We start from the raw sequence: 19,010 nt of genomic DNA on the forward strand, positions 1-19,010 counted from the left end.
TCGCCGCCGCTTCAAGACGGCTGGCTGTCGTTATGGCGACCATTATGGGGTGGTGCGGGGGGGCGCAAGCCGGCAGAATCCTGCGATCAAAACCGCGCCACCTTCGGCGCTTCGGAGTGTGGCATGACTTCTTCGCTGTTACTGGCCGTTCTCGCCTCGGGCTTTATCTACGGCATTACTCCCGGGCCGGGCGTGCTGGCGGTCTTCGGTATCGGCGCGGCGCGCGGGCGGCGGGCCGGGGCCGGCTTTCTCTGCGGGCATCTGCTGGGCGACGTGATTTGGTGCAGCACCGCGCTGATCGCCATCGTCGGCGCGAAGGAGATCGGCAGCAGCGCCTTCGATGTGCTCGGCGTGCTCAGCGGCCTTTATCTGTTCTGGCTCGGCCTGCGGGCGATCCGCAGCCAGCGCAGCAATGGGCAGGAACCCCAGGGCCCGGCGCGCCAGCCGTTCTGGCACGGCATCCTGTTCGGCCTGACCAACCCCAAGGCGTACCCGGTGGCCGTGGCGACTTTCACCGCGCTGCTGTCCAGTCGTGCCGAGCTGCTCAACTGGTCGATGCTGCCCTGGCTGATCTTCCTCAGTTTCCTCGGCGGCATCGGCGCATACGCTATTCTGATTGGCATCGTCGGTGCGCGGCGGGTGCGGACCCTGTATCAGCGCCACGAACTGGCGATCACCCGGCTTTGCGGCGTGATGTTCATCGGGTTTGCCATCAACGCCTTGCTGCATGCCGTTCCGGGATTGCTGGCGAACAAGGCATAAAGGCTGTCCGCAAGGTTGCGGCAGCCACGGACCAGCAGCGGCCCTGCGCCGCTGCCAGAACCAGGGATTGATACTCGGCGCTTTATCTTCACAGGCAGTGTCGTTCCCTGATGGCAACCAACAACTCCGCGCCCCTGGCCAGTTTCATCGACCTTCTGCTGGACGCCGTCTGTGCGGTGGATGTGGAAGGCCGTTTCGTCTTTGTCAGCGCCGCCTGCGAGCGGATTTTCGGTTATACGCCGGACGAACTGGTCGGCCGGCGCATGATCGAGCTGGTGCACCCCGCGGACCGCCTGCGCACGCTGCAGGCCGCCGAGCGGATCATGGCTGGCGAACCCATGCCCAACTTCGAGAACCGTTACCTGCGCAAGGACGGGCAGGTCGCGCATATCCTCTGGTCGGCGCGCTGGTCCGAGGTCGACCAGTTGCGCATCGCCGTGGCCCGCGACATCACCGAGCGCAAGCAGGCCGAGTCGCGGCAGGCGGCGTTGTATGCAATTTCCGAGGCGGCCCATGCCACCGAGGACCTGCTGGCGTTGTTCCGGCGCGTGCACCGGATCATCGGTGAATGGCTGCCGGCGCTGAATTTCTCCGTCGCGCTGTACGACGAGCAATGCCAGGCGCTGAGCTTTCCCTATCACGTCGACGACCGCGAGCGTTGTCCGGAGCAGCCGGGCACGCTGACCGGCAGCCTGTGCGCCGAGGTGATCCGCAGTGGCCAGCCGTTGCTGCTGACTCCCGGCAATTATGGGCCGCTGTCACCGCTGTCGGATGCCGCCGCCCCGTACTCACCCTGCTGGCTCGGTGTGCCACTCAATTCGCAGAAAGGCACCATCGGCGCGCTGATCGTCAAGAGCGCGCCGGGCGACGAGCGATACACCGAGCAGGACAAGGAACTGCTGCAATACGTCTGCGCCCAGCTCGCCACCGCCATCGAGCGCAAGCAGCTGCATGCGCGCCTGCAGTACATGGCCCAGTACGACCAGCTGACCCAGTTGCCCAACCGCGAATTGCTCCGCGAGCGCCTGCGCAGTGCCCTGGCCCGTGCCCGTCGCGAGTCCGGGCGCATGGCCTTGCTCTACGTCGACCTGGACCGGTTCAAGCAGGTCAACGACACACTTGGCCACGCCGTCGGCGACATGCTGTTGCAGGCGGTGGCCAACCGGCTCAAGGCCTGCGTGCGCGAGAGCGACACCGTGGCGCGGATCGGTGGCGATGAGTTCGTGGTGCTGCTCGGCTGTATCCAGCATGCGGAAGATGCCGGCATCGTCGCCGGAAAGATTCGCCGGGCGCTCGACGAGCCGCTGCGCCTGGATGGCCATCAGTTGAGTATTCTGCCGAGCATCGGCATCGGCCTGTTCCCCGAACACGGCCATGACGAAAAGCAGCTGTTCAAGCACGCCGACGAGGCGATGTACGCGGCCAAGCGCGCCCAGCGGAGCCCGTCCCGGGCCTGAAAGAAACGGCCGATCAGGGCGTTTTTTTGCCAACCGTTCGTCGTGGCCGATGCAACTTTTTCAAACCTTCGGTGGCCTGAAAACTCTCACTCTGTGCAGGCGCCGTGCGCCGTCAACTGATCAAAGGAGGCCGATACCATGAGCTTCATGGCCACCCATCTGTCCCGCACCTGCCTCGCGCTGCTGCTCGGCCTGAGCGCCAGCGCGGCATTCGCCCAGTCCCCCGCGGAGTTTATCGATGAGGCTTCGGCCAAGGGCATGGCAGACATCGAGGCCAGTCGCCTGGCCCACCAGAAGACCTCTTCCAAGGCGGTCAAGGACTACACCATCGTGGTCATCAACGACCGCACCACCGCCAACCAGCACCTGGCTAAAATCGCCAGGAAACTCGACCTGCCCGTGGCGCCCCGGGAAGAAGTGATCAACAAGGCCAAGGCGCTGATCCCCGAGGTTCCGGAAGGCGAAGCCTTCGATGCCGCCTATGCCGAGAACCAGGTCAAGGCCACCGAAGAAGCCATCGAACAGATCCAGCAACAGGCCGAAATCACCGAGGTCCCCGAACTCAAGGCCTTCGCCGAAGAGACCCTGCCGAAACTGCGCAATCACCTGCAAATGGCCAAGGCCCTCAAGGCTGGCCGGCCTCTGGATCAGTTGGACGGCTGAGTACCGTCCCACCACCGATGCGCCTTCGGGCCTGACCTGAAGACGCACCGCGTCTGGTGTCGCCGTCTCTCCCAGGCATTTTCAGCATCGATTCAACTCGGCTTCTGCTGTTGCTCGGGCAGATCGCTGATTTCACGCTGGAACGCCGCTTGTGCCCGGGCGCAGGTGAGGATGCGGTAGCGTGTGCTGCGTGAGACGGTTCGGTCACGAAAGCGCTGGTACACCGGCTGGAAGACGGTGCGATCCAGATTGGGGTGCTCCGCGTTCAGGTACGCCTCGCAAAGCCGGTCGTAATCCTGCTGCGCGATGAAGCGCCGGAACCAGAAGCGGTAGAAGTAACCCAGCAGGAAACCCAGGCTGAAGTCGCGGTCGAGTACCGAGTGGGCGCAGCACTCGAAGTCGATCAGGCGCAGGCGGCCATCGGCGGCGACCAGAATGTTTTTCGGGTGGGGGTCCATGTGCACGAAGTCGTCGTCGAGCATCTGGCCGAACAGCCGGAAGATTGCCGGCAACAGGGTTTCAGCCTGCTCGGGATGGGCCAGCAGGCGGTCGTCGACGCTGCAATGATCCGCCCAGAAACCCACCAGCAAGTACTCTTCGCGCAGGAACGGAAAGCGCCCCTTGTAGCCAAACGCCGAGACCTGGGGCGAGAGGGCGGATTTGCCCGATACCACCGACAGGTTGATGAACTCATTGGTCAGGTCGTGCAGGCCGAAGCTGCGCTTGAGGCCGAGGAAGTTCTGCAGCTGCTTTTTCCAGTGAGTCAGGCGGTTGCGCTTGAGCACCCATTGGCGTTCGCCTTCGAGCAGGAACACGCCCCGGGTGTCTTCCGGAATATCCAGCGTGGGATATTGTTCGGGCTTGGCCAGAAAGCGCCGTATCAGCGGGTCCAGTTCGTGCCGATGGGATGGATCGAAATGGAAGGTCACGCCATCGATCTGCTGTCGATGCAGCGTTCGGGTGAAGCTCCTGAGGTGAAGCATGTAGGGTTCCTGGCTTGGGATTACGAACGAGGGGGCGCTGTGAGCCTGCGCTGAAACGCGAGCCGAAAGGGCGCGCATCATAATTCATCGCAGGTCCTGGCGTTCACGAAATTCATCCGGGTTCTGCGGCCTTGTGTGCCCTGGCGATGGGAACAACCATGCAACGATTTGCCCGGGCGCAGACTGTTTTGTCCGAGGCGGTTCGCCGGGCAGCAGGCGCGAGGTGTGTTCCAGGCGCACCTTGTGGGGTCATCTGCCGTGGGGTGAGGTGGAAGATGCGTTTTGCAGTAGCGCTCCAGCTGGGCGAATGATGCAGAGACAGCGGGCGATAAGGTGCTGACGACGTTGGAGACGCTGAGGGCTATTACATCGCATGTGCGGTGGTTCGCTCCGTGGTCGGTGCCAAGCGCATCGTCCAAAGGGACACTCAGCGTCACCTCGATCTTCCGTTTGAAATACCCAGTACCTGGCACTGAGTCGGACCGCCTCAGGTATTGACCTGCCAGCGAGACTGGCGACTGCCGCGCCAGTTGAAGCTGCTCAGTGCCAGCAAGAGTAAGAGTATCGAGTAGATGGCGTAGGTCCCGAGCCTGTCGTAGGCCCAGCCCGCCAACAGAATGCCCACGAGCCCGGCAAAGCGGCTGATGAAGTCTATAGAGCCATACCAGCTACCAATGATTTCCTTGGGCACGGTGAGTTGGATGGCGCTGGCCGTGGTACGGAAATACAGCGTGGTACCGAACTGGAATACGAACATGCCGGTGCCCGCGAGCCAGATGTTGCCGCGCAGGCATAACGTGATGCAGACCCCCGAGATCATGATCAGGTGCGACAGTAATATCGTGCCCGGCACCCGGGAGGTCTGGCCACTGGCGCGCAAGGCGAGTCCGCCGGCTATGGCACCTGCCGCTCCAACGGAGAACAGGTAGCCGGTCTGCACTTCGGAAAACCCATGAAAGCCCCGCAGCAGGGGGACCCACAGGAGCGCCAGCACGCTGACCACCAGCAGGCAGGTGGCATAAGAGGCGAGGAAATACCGCCAACGTGGAGCGCGCAACAGATCGATGGTGGCTCTCGAAGCGCCGGTGACACTTTCCTGGAAGCGTTGGGCAAACGAGGTGCTGGCAATATCGAGGGGCGTGGTTTGCCCATTCAAGGCGCTCAGGCTGATCGTCAAGGCGAGCGCGGCCAGCATGAAGGCAATGGAGGCCAGCAGTGAGATCGACAAGCCGACGTTGAAAATGACCAGGGCCCCGATGACCGGCCCCAGGGTCCTGGCGACGCCATTGAAGGTGGCGAGCAGGCCGTTGATTCTGGGGATGTCGCCAGCAGTGAAAAGGAACGGGATCAAGGCAAACAGGATCAGCCGTGAATACTGATGGATCAGGTCGACGAAGAAGGCAAAAAACCACACCCACTCCACGGAGCTGTTGTAGATCCTGAGGACAGGAACGGCCAGGGCAAACACCGCGATGTTTACCAGTTGCGTGGCAATGAACAGTTTCCATTTGTTGAAACGATCGATAAAACCCGCGCCTAGCAAGGTCACGAGTATTTCAGCGCTATAGCCGATGGCGTAGGTGGTGGTAACGGCCAGCGTTGTTCCGCTGATGGAGTAGGCAAGGTTGGCGAATACCAGGTCGTAGATGGCTTCGGAAAGTATGAGTAATACCCCCAAGGCCACAAAGGACCAGACTGACCGCGCCGTTGAACTGAAGGAGGTGGGCACAGAAATTTAATCCGTTAAATTTTCTATCACGGGGCCAGGGCGTCGATGTGGGCGGGTAGGCGCGGCTGGGCTGTTCAACGTTTACGGGGTGTTTTTCCCGTCGCCATCTTATGCCGTGCGGGGGCATGAAAAATAGCGGAGTCATGAGGCCGATATGGAACATTAGGTTATGAGCCAGGGGCTTCTGGCTCTAACGGGATGCTCTTTTATCAAGTGTCTGGCCCCAGGAAAAAAGGGCCCGGGTCAATGCGCGGCGTTCTGCCGGAACTGCCGTGGGCTGACGCCGGTCAGCGCCTTGAACTGGCGGCTGAAGGCGCTGTGGTCGGTGTAGCCGCATTGCAGGGCGACGTCGGTGATTGGCAGTTCGCCGAGCAGCAGGCGCGAGGCGTGTTCCAGGCGCACCTTGTGGATCATCTGCCGTGGGGTGAGGTGGAAGATGCGTTTGCAGTAGCGCTCCAGCTGGGCGATGGACAGGTCGGCGATATGGGTCAGGTCGTCGAGGCGGATCGCTTCGTTGTAGTGCTCGCGGATATGCCGGTCCACCGCGGCCAGGCGTTGGTAGGCCGGGTGCGCGTCGCGGGCGGCCTGCAGGTCTAGGGAGATGCCGGCCATGCCGATGATCCGCCCGTCGCGCCCGTGCAGCGGCAGCTTGTGGGTCAGGCACCAGCCGGGTTCGCGGCTGCCGTACAGGTGCAGTTCCAGCTGGCCCTTGATGGTGACGCCCTGGCGCAGCACGCGCTGGTCCTGCTCGGTATAGACCGGGCCGAGCACGGCGGGAAACACCTCGGCCGAGGTCTTGCCCAGCAGCGGCGCGACGCTCTTGAAGCCGCAGCGCTGGGCCAGGGTCAGGTTGGCGGTGAGGTAGCGGGCTTGCAGGTCCTTGATGAAAAACACCGCGTTGGGCAGGGTGTCGAGCAGCGGGATCACCAGGGCCATGCTGCCCAGGAGGCTGTGAATATCCTCGGGCGCCTGGTTGGCGATAGCTTCGGGCAGGCGGTGCAGCTGAGCGGTATCGATCATCAAGGGCTGCTCTTGTTGTGGGACGGGGCGCGCCCCGCGACTTTGGGTCTACTGGCTCATCCTTGAATTGCGCGGCGCCGTTGGCGGGCGGCCCGCGGCAACGGTCTGCGCCTCACTTCACGCCGGGCGTCGACGATTCCAGCAGCAGCGTCTCGATCCGCGCCGGCACCAGGGGCGCTCGTGGCGTCGGCGCGGTCCAGCCGAACAGGGCCTGTGCCGCCGTGGCGCAGACTCGCCCCTGGCAGGCGCCCATGCCGCAGCGACTGTGCAGTTTGGCCTCGCTCCAGCTCGCTTCGCCAGCTACCTCGGCGTAGGGCACATCCTCGCAGCGGCACAGCAGCGTATCAGCTCGCGCCAGGCGCAGAAGCGCCGGTCGCAGGGCGAAGGTTTCCCGCACTCGCTCGGCGAAAGCCTGCCAATGGGCCCGACGCTGGATCAGCGCGATGGCCTCCCGGGTCTGCCCGCTGGCGGCCAGCCCGGCGATCTCGCCTTCGACCCTCGCCAGTTCGCTGCCGCCGACCCCGGTGCATTCGCCGGCCGCGTAGACCTGGGCCAGGCTGGTGGCCTGGTAGCGATCCACGGCAATGGCATTGGCCTGCAGCTGGCAGCCGAGGTGGCTGGCCAGGGTGGTGTTGGGCACCAGCCCGAAACCGCAGGCGAGACGTTCGCAGGGTATTTCCCGAACCTGCTCGCCTTGCTGGATACGCACCGCTTGCAGGCGATCTTCGCCCAGGGCTTCGAGCACATGGGCGTTGTAGCGATAGGCTGTGGTGGCCAGCCCGGCGGCCTGGCCGAGCTTGGCCGGCCAGCGCCAGAGCCCGGCGGTGAATGTCGCCAGTGCGGCCAGCGGGGCCTGCTCCAGGACCGCCTGCACCCGGGCGCCGGCCTGGCGGGCGGTGGCGGCGCTGGCCAGCAGCAACGGCCCGCTGCCGGCGATGACCACGCGCTCGCCGGCCAGCGTCAGGCCGTTTTTCAGCAGCGCTTGCAAGGCTCCCGCGCCCGTCACTCCGGGCAAGGTCCAGCCGGGGAAGGGCAGCAGCAGTTCGCGGGCGCCGCAGCACAGGATCAGACTCTGGTAGCGGACCAGCAAAGCCTGCTCGGCATTTTCCAGCAGCAGGGCATTGGCGCCGGCGCCGGCCACCACCCGGGTGCCCGGCAGGTGACGCAACCGAGGATGCTCCAGCACCTGCAAGGCGTCGCGGGCGATGCCGGCGAGCGTGACGCCGGGCCCGTTGCGCCAGATCTGGCCGCCGGGGCGCGGGTTGTCGTCGAGCAGGATGATCGAGAGATCGCTGCGGCTCGCCGCCCGGGCCGCCGCGAGGCCGGCCGGGCCACTGCCGACGATAAGGATGTCGCAGCTCAGGCGCTGTTGACTCATGGCGTGCGCTCCACATGCATGCCTTCGCGGCACAGGGTCTGGCAGGCCAGCTGGCGCCGGCCGTCGATGGTCATGCGGCATTCCTGGCAGATGCCCATGCCGCAGAAGGGCGCCCTGGGCTGGCCGGTGCAGGAGGTTCGGGTACGTGGGTCGCCGCTGGCGGCGACAGCAGCGGCGACGCTCAGGCCATCGCGTACGGTCAGCGCCTGACGGTCCAGGTAAATGATCATGGGGCAGTTCCAGTCAGGGAGGCGGTCAACTCGGCGAAGCGTTCGGGGCGATAGGCCTGGGCGTCGATATCCGGCCGTTCGCCGAGCAGCAGTTGGGTCAGCAGCCGGCCGCTGCCGGGGGCGGTGGTGACGCCCAGACCTTCATGCCCGACCGCCAGCCACAGGCCTGTGTGGCGTGGGTGTTGGCCAAGGATCGGCAGGCCGTCCGGGGTGGCGGCGCGAAAGCCGGTCCAGGCGCGGATGCCGTTCAATTGCGCGAGCCCCGGCAGATAGGCCACGGCCCGTTGCAGCATTGGGGTCAGTACTTCGGGCTCGATAGCCGGGTCGAGGCTGTCGAACTGCCGGGACGAGCCGATCAGCAATTGCCCGGTCGGCCGTGGCTGCACATTGAACGCCACCGAAGTGCCGTTGCTGGCGTGGGCGCTGGCGGCGTAGCCCAGCTCCACCAGTTGGTGGGATACCTGCCGGGGGTAACGATCGGTGATCAGCAAATGGCCTTTCTTCGGCCGCAGCGGCAACTCCGGCAGCAGGTTCTTCGCCGCCAAACCGTTGGCCAGCACCACGTACTCGGCACGCAGCACGCGGCCGTCATCCAGCGCCACGCGGTGGTCGGCGATGGCGCTGACCGTGGCCCGCTCGCAGCTGATCCCTGGCGTGTTGTGCAACAGCCAGTGGGCGGTGGCCGGGGCGTAGAGAATGCCGTCGCCGGGGATCTTCAGGGCGCCGCCAAGCCCTTTGCGCAACAGGGGTTCGAGTGCAGCCAGGGTCGCGCTGTCGAGCAATTCGCCCGCCACTCCGTGCTGGGCCAGGTTGATTTGCTTGGCCCGGGCCAGGTCCATTTCCGCAGCGTCCGCGGCCAGCCACAGGGTGCCGCAATTGCGGTAGGCGCAGGTGGCCGGCAGTTGCGCGCGCAGCTGGTTCCACAGGCCGATGGAGTAGTGACTCAGCGCCAGTTCGGCGCGGTTGTCGTCCATCGCCACCAGGTGGCCCATGCCCGCGCCGGTGGCGCCGCCGCTGGCGTTGTCGAGCACCCGTACCCGCAGGCCGCGGCGGGCCATTTCATGGGCGCAGGCGGTCCCGACTATGCCGCCGCCAATCACCAGGACATCGGCTTCGGCCGGCTGGCTCACGAGACGATGCCCCAGCCGAAAGGATCGCTGTCTTCGATCAGCAAGGTGGCTTCGGCGCTGATGTGAGCGGTGCCGCGAAGGGTCGGGATGACCTGCTCGCCTGCCTGCTCGTAGCTGGCGCTGAACTGGCTGCCGATCACGCTGGCCTGGCGCCAGGTTGCCCCGGGCGCGAGTTTACCGTCGGCGGCCAGGCAGGCCAGCTTGGCGCTGGTGCCGGTGCCGCAGGGGGAGCGGTCGTAGGCCTTGCCGGGGCACAGCACGAAGTTGCGGCTGTCGGCCTGCGGGTCGTCGGCGAACAGCTCGATATGGTCGATCACACCACCGTCGGCGCCGCTGATGCCGGCGGTCTCCAGGGCTTCGCGCACGGCCCAGGTGTAGTGGGTCAGGGCTTCGACGTTATCCAGGGCGATACGCTGGCCATGCTCGCTGATCAGGAAGAACCAGTTGCCGCCCCAGGCGATATCGCCACGGACTTTGCCGTGGCCGGGCAGTTGCAGTTCGACGCCGCTGCGGTATCGGTAGGCCGGCACGTTGCGCACGCTGACCGAGAGGTCGTCGTGCAGGGTGGCGCTGACGGTGCCCACCGGGGTTTCGATGCGGTGTACGCCGGGTGCGATGCGCCCCAGGTGATACAGCGAACGCACCAGGCCGATGGTGCCGTGGCCGCACATGCCCAGGTAACCGCTGTTGTTGAAGAAGATCACCCCGGCACAGGCATCCGCCGCTTGGGGGGCGCACAGTAGGGCCCCCACCAGCACGTCGCTGCCCCGCGGTTCCAGCACGCAAGCCGTGCGCCAGCGATCGTGGCGTTCTTGCAGGATCGCCAGCCGTTCGGCCATCGAGCCGTTGCCCAGATCGGGAAAGCCGTCGACAACCAGGCGAGTCGGCTCGCCCCCCGTATGTGAATCAATGACGGTTATTTTTTTCATGGCAGCACCTGACGGAAAAGGCCTACAGATTGGCTCGTGAAAGGGCTGCATCGCTTGTGGGTTTTCTCTGCGGCGGATGACGAAATCGGCACAGTGGTGAACCCCGCCCATCTGTAGCCGCTGCCGAGGTACGAGGCTGCGATCGGGTTGGGCGGCATTCCGACGAAGCGGCCGCCAGCCTTGTGTCCTCGGTCTCTCTGACAAACCGAATTGCCGGGTTTACGACTGCTGCGCAGCCGATCGCAGCCTCGTACCTCGGCAGCGGCTACAGGTGTGCGGTGCGGCTGCTGGTGCAGGAGATTTCAGGCAGGTCGAAGGAGGCGCAATGGACGGAAAAGGTCGCTGGGCGATTGGGTAAATGTGCCGATTTCGTCTTGCTTGAGCGGGAAAAACCTCAAGCTGCGAGGCGGTGAAAGGCGGAATCTGTTTTTCGTTTCCAACGCCTGTCGGCCCCGACCGACTCAACCAACAAGGACAAGACCATGAGCCGTAAAGCCATCTACTGGAGCGGTGTATTCCCTGCCGTCAGCACCCAGTTCAAACCCGACTTTTCCCTGGACCTGGACGCCACCCACAGCGTCATGCGCAACCTGGTGGCCGACGGTGTGTCGGGCCTGGTGGTGTGCGGCACCGTGGGCGAAAACACCTCGCTGAGCACCGCGGAAAAACTCTCGGTGATCGAGGTCGCCAAGGACGCTGCCGGCGGCCGCGTGCCGGTGATCGCCGGGATCGCCGAGTTCACCACCGAGTTCGCCCGCAACACCGTGCGCGAAGCGGCCAAGGTCGGGGTCGACGGGGTGATGGTCATGCCGGCCCTGGTGTATTCGGCCAAGTCCCATGAAACCGCCGCGCACTTTCGTGCCATTGCCACCGGTACCGACCTGCCGGTGATGGTCTACAACAACCCGCCGATCTACAAAAACGACGTCACCCCGGACGTGCTGATCGCCCTGCAGGACTGCGAAAACATCGTCTGCTTCAAGGACTCCTCCGGCGACACCCGGCGCTTCATCGACCTGCGCAATGCCGTGGGCGACCGCTTCGTGCTGTTCGCCGGCCTGGATGACGTGGTGGTGGAAAGCATCGCCGTCGGCGCCGAAGGCTGGGTATCCGGCATGTCCAACGCCTTCCCGAAAGAAGGCGAGACGCTGTTCCGCCTGGCCAGGGAAAAACGCTTCGAAGAGGCCCTGGCGCTGTACCGCTGGTTCATGCCGCTGCTGCACCTGGACGCGCGTCCGGACCTGGTGCAGTGCATCAAGCTCTGCGAGGAACTGGTCGGTCGCGGTTCCTCGATCACCCGCCCACCGCGCCTGGCCCTGCAGGGCGAGACCCTGGCCGAGGTCAAGGCGATAGTCGCCAAGGCCCTGGCCGAGCGTCCGCAGTTGCCGGACGTCGGCCTGTAAACCCGCCGACAGGCCGCCCCCGCGCAGTGGCTCGCGGGGCGGCCTGGTCCACGAGAAGAACCATCAGGCACTCGCGCAGTGCCGTGTTTCACCCCGTCGGCCGCCTGCCCGCAGGAGGCCGGCGCGACATTCGATCTGCCTACTCCAATAACTCAATAAGAAGGCGCGCCTATGTCAGGCCAAGGCAAATTCAAGAAACAGCTCTCTCTGGTTGACCTCACCTTCATCGGCCTGGGGGCGATCTTCGGTTCCGGCTGGTTGTTCGCCGCCAGCCATGTCTCGGCCATCGCCGGGCCGGCGGGAATCTTCTCCTGGCTGCTCGGCGGTTTCGCCGTCCTGCTGCTGGGCATCGTCTATTGCGAACTGGGCGCGGCCCTGCCGCGAGCGGGCGGGGTGGTGCGTTATCCGGTGTTCTCCCATGGGCCGCTGCTGGGCTACCTGATGGGCTTCATCACGTTGATCGCGTTTTCCAGCCTGGTGGCCATTGAAGTGGTGGCTGCGCGGCAATACGCGGCGGCCTGGTTTCCGGGGCTGACCCATGCCGGCAACAGCAACCCGACCCTTCTCGGCTGGCTGGTGCAGTTCGCCCTGTTGTGCCTGTTCTTCTGGCTCAACTACTCCAGCGTCAAGACCTTCGCCAAGTCCAACAACCTCATCAGCCTGTTCAAGTTCGTCGTGCCGCTGCTGGTCATCGGCGTGCTGTTCACCTTCTTCAAAGCGGAGAATTTCCACGTCCAGGGCTTTGCTCCCTTCGGGCTGTCCGGCATCGAAATGGCGGTCTCCGCCGGCGGCATCATCTTCGCCTACCTGGGCCTGACGCCGATCATTTCGGTGGCCAGCGAAGTGCGCAATCCACAGCGCACCATTCCCATCGCGCTGATCCTTTCGGTCCTGCTCTCGACCCTGATCTACGGCCTGCTGCAACTGGCGTTCCTCGGCAGCATTCCCACCGATATGCTGGCCAACGGCTGGAGCAGCATCAGCAAGCAATTCTCCCTGCCGTACCGCGACATCGCCCTGGCCCTGGGCGTCGGCTGGCTGGCCTACCTGGTGGTGGCCGACGCGGTGATTTCCCCCAGCGGCTGCGGCAACATCTACATGAACGCCACGCCACGGGTGGTGTACGGCTGGGCGAAGACCGGGACTTTTTTCAAGATCTTTACCCGCATCGACGAGCAGTCCGGCATCCCGCGCCCGGCGCTGTGGCTGACCTTCGGCCTGTCGGTGTTCTGGACCTTGCCGTTCCCGTCCTGGGAAGCGCTGATCAATGTGGTGTCGGCGGCTTTGGTGCTGAGTTACGCGATCGCCCCGATCAGCGTGGCGGCGCTGCGCAAGAGCGCGCCGGACCTGCCGCGGCCGTTCCGGGTCAGCGGCTTCGGCCTATTGGGACCGGTGTCCTTCGTCATCGCCGCGCTGATCGTCTACTGGTCCGGCTGGAGCACGGTGTCCTGGCTGCTGGGCCTGCAGATCCTGATGTTCGTCATCTACCTGGGCTGCAGGCGCCTGGTACCCACCGACCACCTGAGCCTGATCGAACAGGTGCGTTCGTCCCTGTGGCTGATCGCCTTTTACGCCCTGACCATGGTCATTTCCTACCTGGGCAGCTTCGGCGGGATCGGCGTGCTCACTCACCCCTACGACACCCTGGTCGTCACCCTCATGGCCCTGTGCATTTACTACTGGGGAGCCAACACCGGGGTGCCAAGCAGCAAGCTGCTGCTGGAAGGGGCAGACGAATGAGCACGGCCCAGGCATCCATTCAGCTCACGCCATTTATTCAGAGAGGTAACCCATGCCTGTAACAGGACAACTGCTGATCGGCCAAACCCGCGTGCGGGGTGGCCACGGCGAAGTGCATGCGCTGGCTGCCGCCACCGGCGAGACCCTGGCGCCGGGTTTTGGCGGCGCCGGCCCGAACGACCTGGAGCGCGCCTGTGCCCTGGCCGAGGCGGCGTTCGACCGCTACCGGGAAACCAGCCTGGAACAACGGGCGGCGTTCCTGGAGAGCATCGCCGGTAACATCCTCGCCCTCGGTGATGAGCTGATCGAGCGCTGCATGAGCGAAACCGGCCTGCCCCGTGCCCGCCTGGAAGGCGAACGGGGACGCACCGTAGGCCAGTTGCGCCTGTTCGCGGCAGTGGTGCGCGACGGCGGCTTTCTGGAGGCACGCATCGACCCGGCCCTGCCGGAGCGCCAGCCTTTGCCCAAGGTGGATTTGCGCCTGCGCCAGATCGCCATCGGGCCGGTGGCGGTGTTCGGCGCCTCGAACTTTCCCCTGGCGTTTTCCGTGGCCGGCGGCGACACCGCCTCGGCACTGGCCGCCGGTTGCCCGGTGGTGGTCAAGGCGCATTCGGCGCACCCCGGCACCTCGGAACTGGTAGGCCAGGCAATCCAGCAGGCAGTGCACAGCCACGGGTTGCCTGAAGGGGTGTTCTCGCTGCTGTTCGATTCCGGCCGCGGCATCGGCCAGGGGCTGGTGGCGGACAGTCGGATCAAGGCCGTGGGCTTTACCGGTTCGCGCAGCGGCGGTGTGGCGCTGATGAAGATCGCCGCAGCCCGCGAGGAACCGATCCCGGTCTATGCCGAGATGAGTTCGATCAACCCGGTGCTGCTATTGGCCAACGCGCTGGCCGAGCGAGGCGAAGCCATCGCCCAGGCCTTTGTTGGCTCCCTGACCCTGGGCGCCGGGCAGTTCTGCACCAACCCGGGTTTGCTCCTCGTGGTCGACAGCCCGGCGTTGCGCGCATTCGAAGCCGCGGCGGCGGCAGCGCTCAAGGTGGCGCCGGCGCAGACCATGCTGACGCCGGGTATTCATGGCAGCTATTGCCAGGGCGTCGAGCGGCTGCTGCGGCATGCCGAGGTGGAGTCCTTGGGGCAAGGCGCCGATGGCCAGCGCTATCAGGCCCGTGCCGCGCTGTTCGCCACATCGGCCGAGGCCTTTATGGCCCGCGCTGCGTTGCGCGAGGAGGTCTTTGGCCCGGCCTCGTTGATCGTGCGTTGCAGCGATGCCGCGCAGATGAGAGCGCTGCTGGCGAGCTTGGAAGGTCAGCTGACCATCGCCCTGCACCTGAGTGACGACGACCATCCGCAAGCCCGGGAACTGCTGCCGTTGCTGGAGCGCAAGGCTGGCCGCCTGCTGGTCAACGGTTTTGGCACCGGGGTCGAAGTCGGCCATGCCATGGTCCATGGCGGGCCGTTCCCCGCCACCTCGGATACGCGCACCACCTCGGTGGGCAGCCTGGCGATCCAGCGTTTCCTGCGCCCGGTGTCGTACCAGGACTGGCCGTCAGCACTGCTGCCGCAGGCTTTGCGCAACGACAACCCCTGGCAGGTTCCACAGCGTCTCAACGGCGAGCGCCCGTTGTAGCCGCTGGCGCAGGCTGCGATCAGGTCGCAGGCCTGCGGCGTTCTCACCCTCAACCCCATAGGGCCGGGTTTCCTGGCCCCCACGGTTTTTATCGGAGCACAAGCCCCATGTCCGATCTCGTCACTCTTTCCCTCGCCGAAGTCCATGACCTGTCCCTCAAGGTGCTGACCCGCCACGGCCTGTCCAATGCCCATGCCCGGGCCATTGCCGAGGTCGTCACCCAGGGCCAGCGCGACGAGTGCCACTCTCACGGGGTCTATCGCCTGCTGGGCTGTGTGCGCTCCGTGCGCGAGGGCAAGGTCGACCCGCTGGCCGAGCCGAGCCTGCGGTCTATTTCCGCGGGCGTGCTGGAGGTGGATGCGCACTACGGTTATTCCCTGCTGGCGTTCCAGACCGGCTTGCCATTGCTGGCGGAAAAGGCCCGCAGCCAGGGGCTGGCGGCCATGGCAATCAAGCATTGTTTCCACTTCTCCGCTCTGTGGCCGGAGGTCGAGGCCATCGCCGCCGAGGGGCTGGTGGGCATCGCCATGAACCCCAGCCACAGCTGGGTGGCGCCGGCCGGCGGCAGCAAACCGGTGTTTGGCACCAACCCCCTGGCGTTCGCCTGGCCACGGCCGGCGGGCCAGCCGTTCGTGTTCGACTTCGCCACCAGCGCCATCGCCCGCGGCGATATCGAACTGCACGCGCGTCAAGGCAAGGCCATCCCCGAACACTGGGCTATCGATGCCCGGGGCCAACCGACCACGGATGCCAGGGCAGCCCTGCAAGGCGCCATGCAAACTTTCGGCGGGCACAAGGGGTCAGCCCTGGCGGCGATGATCGAACTGCTGGCCGGCGCCCTGATCGGCGACCTCACCAGCGCCGAGTCCATGGCCTTCGACGCCGGCGTCGGCGCCGCGCCCTGCCATGGCGAACTGATCCTGGCGTTCGATCCGCAGGTGTTTCTGGGGCAGGACTACGAGAAGGGTCTGGAACGCGCCGAAGGACTGTTCGCGGCCATCACGGGGCAGGGCGCGCGGCTGCCGTCGCAGCGGCGTTTCGAAGCCAGGGCCCGCAGCGCGCAACACGGCGTAAAGATCCCCCGCGCGCTGTTCAACGATATCCAGGCGCTGTTGGCGCAGTAACCGCGATTCTTGTAGCGAGCAAGCTCATCTACAGAGGGGGCCCGTGATTGTTCAACAAGTGATCGTTTCAGTTCCGGGCTATGAATGAACGTCTTCTTGAATCGGCATACCGATGCAGCGCTCGAATATCTGATTCAGATGGTGATCATTGCCGTGGAATGAACTGATGTTGGCTGCAACCCATTCCTGTTGGTCAACCGCCCACCAATCGATTTCATAGCCGGCGTTGACGATGATCCATTCGAAAAGGATGCGCTGGGTTCGCCCGTTGCCTTCCCTGAAGGGATGCAGGACGTTGATCGTTCCGTAAGACTCGGCGCAGGCAACTACCAGCTGTTCACGTGAATAACCGTCAAACCAGCCTGCTGCCTTGAGCCGGCTGAATTCTTTGGTCGCTTCCGGTTCGATGCGCTCGGGGATACAGAACTGATTGCCACCCTTGCTGATCTTCACGGTTCTCAGTTCGCCTGCCCAACTGTAGATCCGCGAAAACAGCGTGTGATGGATGTCTTTCAAGGTTGCCAGACTGTAGGGCGGTTCCTGGAATTCGAACTGCGTTGCGCACTTCTCGGTGAGATAGCGTTCTGCCTCGTTGAGGTCTCGCTCATCACGCAAATCCAGGAGGTTTTTCAGGACATCGGTTCCCGGGTAGCAATCCGGGTCATGGCCAACGCCGTACTTGTCGGTATTCACACTTTGAGTTGTTGAACGGCTTTGAGTGCTGCTTTGCGGGAGGGCAGTTTGCATTCCTCATCGTTGAGCGATGTGGCGAAACCTTCAAGGCGCAGACTGGCGCTGAAGTTGGATTTACGATGCTTGGCGAAGTAGGCTTTTTTAGCTTGAAAACTCAGCTTTTCCATATCCGGCCCCTCTGTGCGAGTGATGGGAAATTATAGCTGATAGCAGGGTGGACTTTGTTATCGTTCATCGCTCGTTTCAATCTTCCTGAATACGGATATCCAGTTGATGAACCTCCACTTCGAAACCCCAAACCTGTTGCTGCGCCCGCGTACCCTCGAACACTTCGAGGCGTGCATCGCCATGGACCTCGATCCGCACGTCACCCGTTACCTTCCCGGCCCCTGGGACGGTGGCGAGGAGCACCGCGATTTCGTGCGTTCGCGTATGGAGCGCGATTTTGGTGAGCACTGTGGCTATTGGGCGATCTTTGCCAAGTCCGCGCCGGAGGAGTTTCTCGGCTGGGTGTCGTTCATTCCCTACGAGGCTGTCGGCCCGGAACTGGAAATGGGCTGGCGCCTGGTGCGCCGGGCGTGGGGCAGGGGTGTTGCGTCCGAGGCGGCGGGGCGCATCGTCGAGCACGCTTTTCTCGGGGCAGGAGTCGAGCGCATCGTCGCCGATGCCCATGCCTTGAACGAGGCCTCGCTGGGGGTGGCGCGCAAGCTGGGTTTTCGTTTTGTGCGCGATGGCGAGTTCGAGGGACTGCCGAGCAAGTTTTTCGAGATGACCCGGGAGGATTTCGACGCCCGAGGACGTTGATCTGCCGCCGCTGACTGGCCGTTTGTCGCCACCCGGCTGTCGCTATCTGCCGGCCGCTGTCAGGTTCAGCAAGCAGACAGTTTCGAGCTGTTAAAACACGTCTTACGCCTGGCAGGAGCCGGGTGGTTGCAGGGGGCGTTGTCAGCAGTTCAAGCGTCGGCGTCAAGCGCCGGGGAGGCAGCATGTTGTTACGTTACACGGCTCTGGTGGCGGTGGTCGTAGTGGCCTCCGGGTGTGTGCAGGAACGGGTGGTGCATGAGCGGCGGGTGGTCGAACGCGCGGCGCCGGTGGAATACGCCGAGGTGGTTGCGCCGCAGCCACCGCCGGTGCGGGTCATCGAAGTCGAGCCCATGCATCGCCCGGGTTATGTCTGGTCCCGGGCTTACTGGCACTGGGATGGCCGGCAGTATGTGGCGGTCCATGGTCACTGGGAGCCGTTGCGTCCCGGGTACCATTATGTGCACCCGTTCTGGGAGCGTCGCGGCGATGGCTGGCACCTGCATGCGGGTGGCTGGGCCAGTTGAGCGAAGGCGAACCGGCACACAGGCAAACCTATGAAAACGACCCGAACGGGTCGTTTTTTTTTTTGCGCTCGCAGAACGCTGCATGCCTTGGCGTCAGGAGCGCCACGAACCTTCGGGCAGTTCGACTTCTCGTTCCGCCTGCGCCAGGGCCGCGCGCAGCCCCGGTTTATCCAGCGGGATGCAGTAGGCCGGTTTGGCCCGTTCGAAACGCCAGCTGTCCGCCAGGCCGCCGCCATCGACCGTGTCGAAACCCAGCTCGTCGAGCAATTGCACGACCTGCGCCTTGGCCTGCGGATCGTCGCCGGCAATCGGCAGGGCGCGGCGATCAGGGGCGCCACTGGGGCGGGCGTCGGTCAGCAGGTCCTGGGCGAGGATGGCATTGAACACCTTCACCACCCTGGCGCCTTCGAGGTGCTCGGCGAGCAATTGGCTGGTGGTGGTTTCGAAGCGGTCCAGGGCCTCGATATGACCGTCGCGGGACGGGTAATAGTTATTGGCGTCCAGCACCGTCTTGCCGGCCAGCAGGGCCGCGGGGAGGCTACGGTAATGGGCCAGCGGGATGGCCACCAGCACCAGCTCGCCGAACTGTACGGCGTCTTCGACGCTGCCGATGCGGCTGCCGCGAATGCCGCTGGCCACGCTGCTCATGGTCTGCGGGCCGCGGGAGTTGCTGAGCATCACCTCATGCCCCGCCGCCAGGGCCAGTTGCGCCACGGCGCGCCCGATAAAACCTGCTCCGATAATGCCGATACGCATGTCCATGCTCCGTTGAAAGGGTCGAGCGGCTATGATGATTCACCACCAGATGGCGATA

The 19,010-nt window shown here is 64.6% G+C and carries 19 protein-coding genes; 9 read left to right on the forward strand and 10 right to left on the reverse strand.

The window, feature by feature from the left end; all coding sequences use genetic code 11:
- Positions 1–123 precede the first annotated feature (123 nt).
- From AC07VU_RS03085 to AC07VU_RS03095, 3 genes are all read left to right on the forward strand, one after another.
- Positions 124–762, forward strand: a complete 639-nt coding sequence (locus tag AC07VU_RS03085) for a LysE family translocator (protein ID WP_007922230.1) — start codon at positions 124–126, stop codon at positions 760–762.
- A 110-nt stretch (positions 763–872) separates the two neighbouring features.
- Positions 873–2,219 carry a sensor domain-containing protein gene (locus tag AC07VU_RS03090; protein ID WP_087089148.1) on the forward strand — a complete coding sequence of 449 codons (1,347 nt, stop codon included), beginning with the start codon at positions 873–875 and terminating at the stop codon, positions 2,217–2,219.
- 138 nt (positions 2,220–2,357) lie between these two features.
- The gene (locus AC07VU_RS03095) at positions 2,358–2,882 is read left to right on the forward strand and encodes a DUF4142 domain-containing protein (protein WP_274305774.1); all 525 of its coding nucleotides are present in this window, start codon (positions 2,358–2,360) and stop codon (positions 2,880–2,882) included.
- 92 nt (positions 2,883–2,974) lie between these two features.
- Here AC07VU_RS03095 and AC07VU_RS03100 read toward each other — a convergent pair whose 3' ends face one another.
- The 7 genes from AC07VU_RS03100 to AC07VU_RS03130 all read right to left on the reverse strand — a co-directional run bounded on the left by AC07VU_RS03100 (position 2,975) and on the right by AC07VU_RS03130 (position 10,281).
- A complete protein-coding gene (locus tag AC07VU_RS03100; protein ID WP_277588052.1) occupies positions 2,975–3,865 on the reverse strand; it encodes an AarF/UbiB family protein in 891 nt (296 codons plus the stop codon).
- Between the two features lie 487 nt (positions 3,866–4,352).
- Positions 4,353–5,594: an MFS transporter gene (locus AC07VU_RS03105; RefSeq protein ID WP_495029507.1), complete on the reverse strand. Its 1,242-nt coding sequence runs from the start codon at positions 5,592–5,594 to the stop codon at positions 4,353–4,355.
- Positions 5,595–5,837: 243 nt separating this feature from the next.
- Positions 5,838–6,614: an AraC family transcriptional regulator gene (locus tag AC07VU_RS03110; RefSeq protein WP_274305779.1), complete on the reverse strand. Its 777-nt coding sequence runs from the start codon at positions 6,612–6,614 to the stop codon at positions 5,838–5,840.
- Positions 6,615–6,726: 112 nt separating this feature from the next.
- Positions 6,727–7,992, reverse strand: a complete 1,266-nt coding sequence (locus AC07VU_RS03115; RefSeq protein WP_274305780.1) for an NAD(P)/FAD-dependent oxidoreductase — start codon at positions 7,990–7,992, stop codon at positions 6,727–6,729.
- Entirely contained in the window at positions 7,989–8,222 is a 234-nt protein-coding gene (locus tag AC07VU_RS03120; RefSeq protein WP_101337072.1) for a 2Fe-2S iron-sulfur cluster-binding protein, read from the reverse strand. Before AC07VU_RS03120 ends, AC07VU_RS03115 begins: the two co-directional genes overlap by 4 nt.
- On the reverse strand, positions 8,219–9,352 hold the full coding sequence (locus tag AC07VU_RS03125; RefSeq protein WP_274305781.1) for an NAD(P)/FAD-dependent oxidoreductase: 1,134 nt from the start codon (positions 9,350–9,352) through the stop codon (positions 8,219–8,221). The genes AC07VU_RS03120 and AC07VU_RS03125 overlap by 4 nt, the downstream gene beginning before the upstream one ends.
- Positions 9,349–10,281 (reverse strand): 4-hydroxyproline epimerase, encoded by a 933-nt coding sequence (locus tag AC07VU_RS03130; protein ID WP_274305782.1) that lies wholly within the window; start codon positions 10,279–10,281, stop codon positions 9,349–9,351. Before AC07VU_RS03130 ends, AC07VU_RS03125 begins: the two co-directional genes overlap by 4 nt.
- Before the next feature lie 482 nt (positions 10,282–10,763).
- Here AC07VU_RS03130 and AC07VU_RS03135 point away from each other — a divergent pair, with 482 nt between their 5' ends.
- From AC07VU_RS03135 to AC07VU_RS03150, 4 genes are all read left to right on the forward strand, one after another.
- Positions 10,764–11,684, forward strand: a complete 921-nt coding sequence (locus AC07VU_RS03135; RefSeq protein WP_495029508.1) for a dihydrodipicolinate synthase family protein — start codon at positions 10,764–10,766, stop codon at positions 11,682–11,684.
- Positions 11,685–11,855: 171 nt separating this feature from the next.
- A complete protein-coding gene (locus tag AC07VU_RS03140) occupies positions 11,856–13,424 on the forward strand; it encodes an APC family permease (protein WP_495029509.1) in 1,569 nt (522 codons plus the stop codon).
- Between the two features lie 52 nt (positions 13,425–13,476).
- A complete protein-coding gene (locus AC07VU_RS03145; RefSeq protein ID WP_274305785.1) occupies positions 13,477–15,051 on the forward strand; it encodes an aldehyde dehydrogenase (NADP(+)) in 1,575 nt (524 codons plus the stop codon).
- Between the two features lie 107 nt (positions 15,052–15,158).
- Entirely contained in the window at positions 15,159–16,175 is a 1,017-nt protein-coding gene (locus AC07VU_RS03150; RefSeq protein ID WP_274305786.1) for an Ldh family oxidoreductase, read from the forward strand.
- 78 nt (positions 16,176–16,253) lie between these two features.
- On the opposite strand, the gene AC07VU_RS03155 is transcribed toward AC07VU_RS03150, so the two are convergent.
- Together AC07VU_RS03155 and AC07VU_RS03160 are read right to left on the reverse strand one after the other, a co-directional pair.
- Complete coding sequence (locus AC07VU_RS03155; RefSeq protein WP_007929427.1) at positions 16,254–16,868, reverse strand: Fic/DOC family protein; 615 nt, start codon at positions 16,866–16,868, stop codon at positions 16,254–16,256.
- Positions 16,865–17,035, reverse strand: a complete 171-nt coding sequence (locus tag AC07VU_RS03160) for a YhfG family protein (RefSeq protein WP_007929425.1) — start codon at positions 17,033–17,035, stop codon at positions 16,865–16,867. Before AC07VU_RS03160 ends, AC07VU_RS03155 begins: the two co-directional genes overlap by 4 nt.
- Positions 17,036–17,141: 106 nt before the next feature.
- Between AC07VU_RS03160 and AC07VU_RS03165 the strand changes: the two genes are divergently transcribed.
- Both AC07VU_RS03165 and AC07VU_RS03170 read left to right on the forward strand, forming a co-directional pair.
- Positions 17,142–17,672 carry a GNAT family N-acetyltransferase gene (locus tag AC07VU_RS03165; protein ID WP_274305787.1) on the forward strand — a complete coding sequence of 177 codons (531 nt, stop codon included), beginning with the start codon at positions 17,142–17,144 and terminating at the stop codon, positions 17,670–17,672.
- A gap of 182 nt (positions 17,673–17,854) precedes the next feature.
- Positions 17,855–18,196 (forward strand): YXWGXW repeat-containing protein, encoded by a 342-nt coding sequence (locus AC07VU_RS03170; RefSeq protein ID WP_087089123.1) that lies wholly within the window; start codon positions 17,855–17,857, stop codon positions 18,194–18,196.
- Positions 18,197–18,289: 93 nt separating this feature from the next.
- Here AC07VU_RS03170 and AC07VU_RS03175 read toward each other — a convergent pair whose 3' ends face one another.
- The gene (locus tag AC07VU_RS03175; RefSeq protein WP_274305788.1) at positions 18,290–18,952 is read right to left on the reverse strand and encodes an NADPH-dependent F420 reductase; all 663 of its coding nucleotides are present in this window, start codon (positions 18,950–18,952) and stop codon (positions 18,290–18,292) included.
- Between the last annotated feature and the right edge of the window lie 58 nt (positions 18,953–19,010).

This window comes from Pseudomonas sp. GW821-FHT02B10, from assembly GCF_059421865.1.

What these genes read in the sequence shown, in the direction of transcription:
- AC07VU_RS03085 (WP_007922230.1), top strand. Translation starts at nt 124, where the DNA reads ATGACTTCTTCGCTGTTACTGGCCGTTCTCGCCTCGGGCTTTATCTAC.
- AC07VU_RS03090 (WP_087089148.1), top strand. Translation starts at nt 873, where the DNA reads ATGGCAACCAACAACTCCGCGCCCCTGGCCAGTTTCATCGACCTTCTG.
- AC07VU_RS03095 (WP_274305774.1), top strand. Translation starts at nt 2,358, where the DNA reads ATGAGCTTCATGGCCACCCATCTGTCCCGCACCTGCCTCGCGCTGCTG.
- AC07VU_RS03100 (WP_277588052.1), bottom strand. Translation starts at nt 3,865, where the DNA reads ATGCTTCACCTCAGGAGCTTCACCCGAACGCTGCATCGACAGCAGATC.
- AC07VU_RS03110 (WP_274305779.1), bottom strand. Translation starts at nt 6,614, where the DNA reads ATGATCGATACCGCTCAGCTGCACCGCCTGCCCGAAGCTATCGCCAAC.
- AC07VU_RS03115 (WP_274305780.1), bottom strand. Translation starts at nt 7,992, where the DNA reads ATGAGTCAACAGCGCCTGAGCTGCGACATCCTTATCGTCGGCAGTGGC.
- AC07VU_RS03120 (WP_101337072.1), bottom strand. Translation starts at nt 8,222, where the DNA reads ATGATCATTTACCTGGACCGTCAGGCGCTGACCGTACGCGATGGCCTG.
- AC07VU_RS03130 (WP_274305782.1), bottom strand. Translation starts at nt 10,281, where the DNA reads ATGAAAAAAATAACCGTCATTGATTCACATACGGGGGGCGAGCCGACT.
- AC07VU_RS03135 (WP_495029508.1), top strand. Translation starts at nt 10,764, where the DNA reads ATGAGCCGTAAAGCCATCTACTGGAGCGGTGTATTCCCTGCCGTCAGC.
- AC07VU_RS03140 (WP_495029509.1), top strand. Translation starts at nt 11,856, where the DNA reads ATGTCAGGCCAAGGCAAATTCAAGAAACAGCTCTCTCTGGTTGACCTC.
- AC07VU_RS03145 (WP_274305785.1), top strand. Translation starts at nt 13,477, where the DNA reads ATGCCTGTAACAGGACAACTGCTGATCGGCCAAACCCGCGTGCGGGGT.
- AC07VU_RS03150 (WP_274305786.1), top strand. Translation starts at nt 15,159, where the DNA reads ATGTCCGATCTCGTCACTCTTTCCCTCGCCGAAGTCCATGACCTGTCC.
- AC07VU_RS03160 (WP_007929425.1), bottom strand. Translation starts at nt 17,035, where the DNA reads ATGGAAAAGCTGAGTTTTCAAGCTAAAAAAGCCTACTTCGCCAAGCAT.
- AC07VU_RS03165 (WP_274305787.1), top strand. Translation starts at nt 17,142, where the DNA reads ATGAACCTCCACTTCGAAACCCCAAACCTGTTGCTGCGCCCGCGTACC.
- AC07VU_RS03170 (WP_087089123.1), top strand. Translation starts at nt 17,855, where the DNA reads ATGTTGTTACGTTACACGGCTCTGGTGGCGGTGGTCGTAGTGGCCTCC.
- AC07VU_RS03175 (WP_274305788.1), bottom strand. Translation starts at nt 18,952, where the DNA reads ATGCGTATCGGCATTATCGGAGCAGGTTTTATCGGGCGCGCCGTGGCG.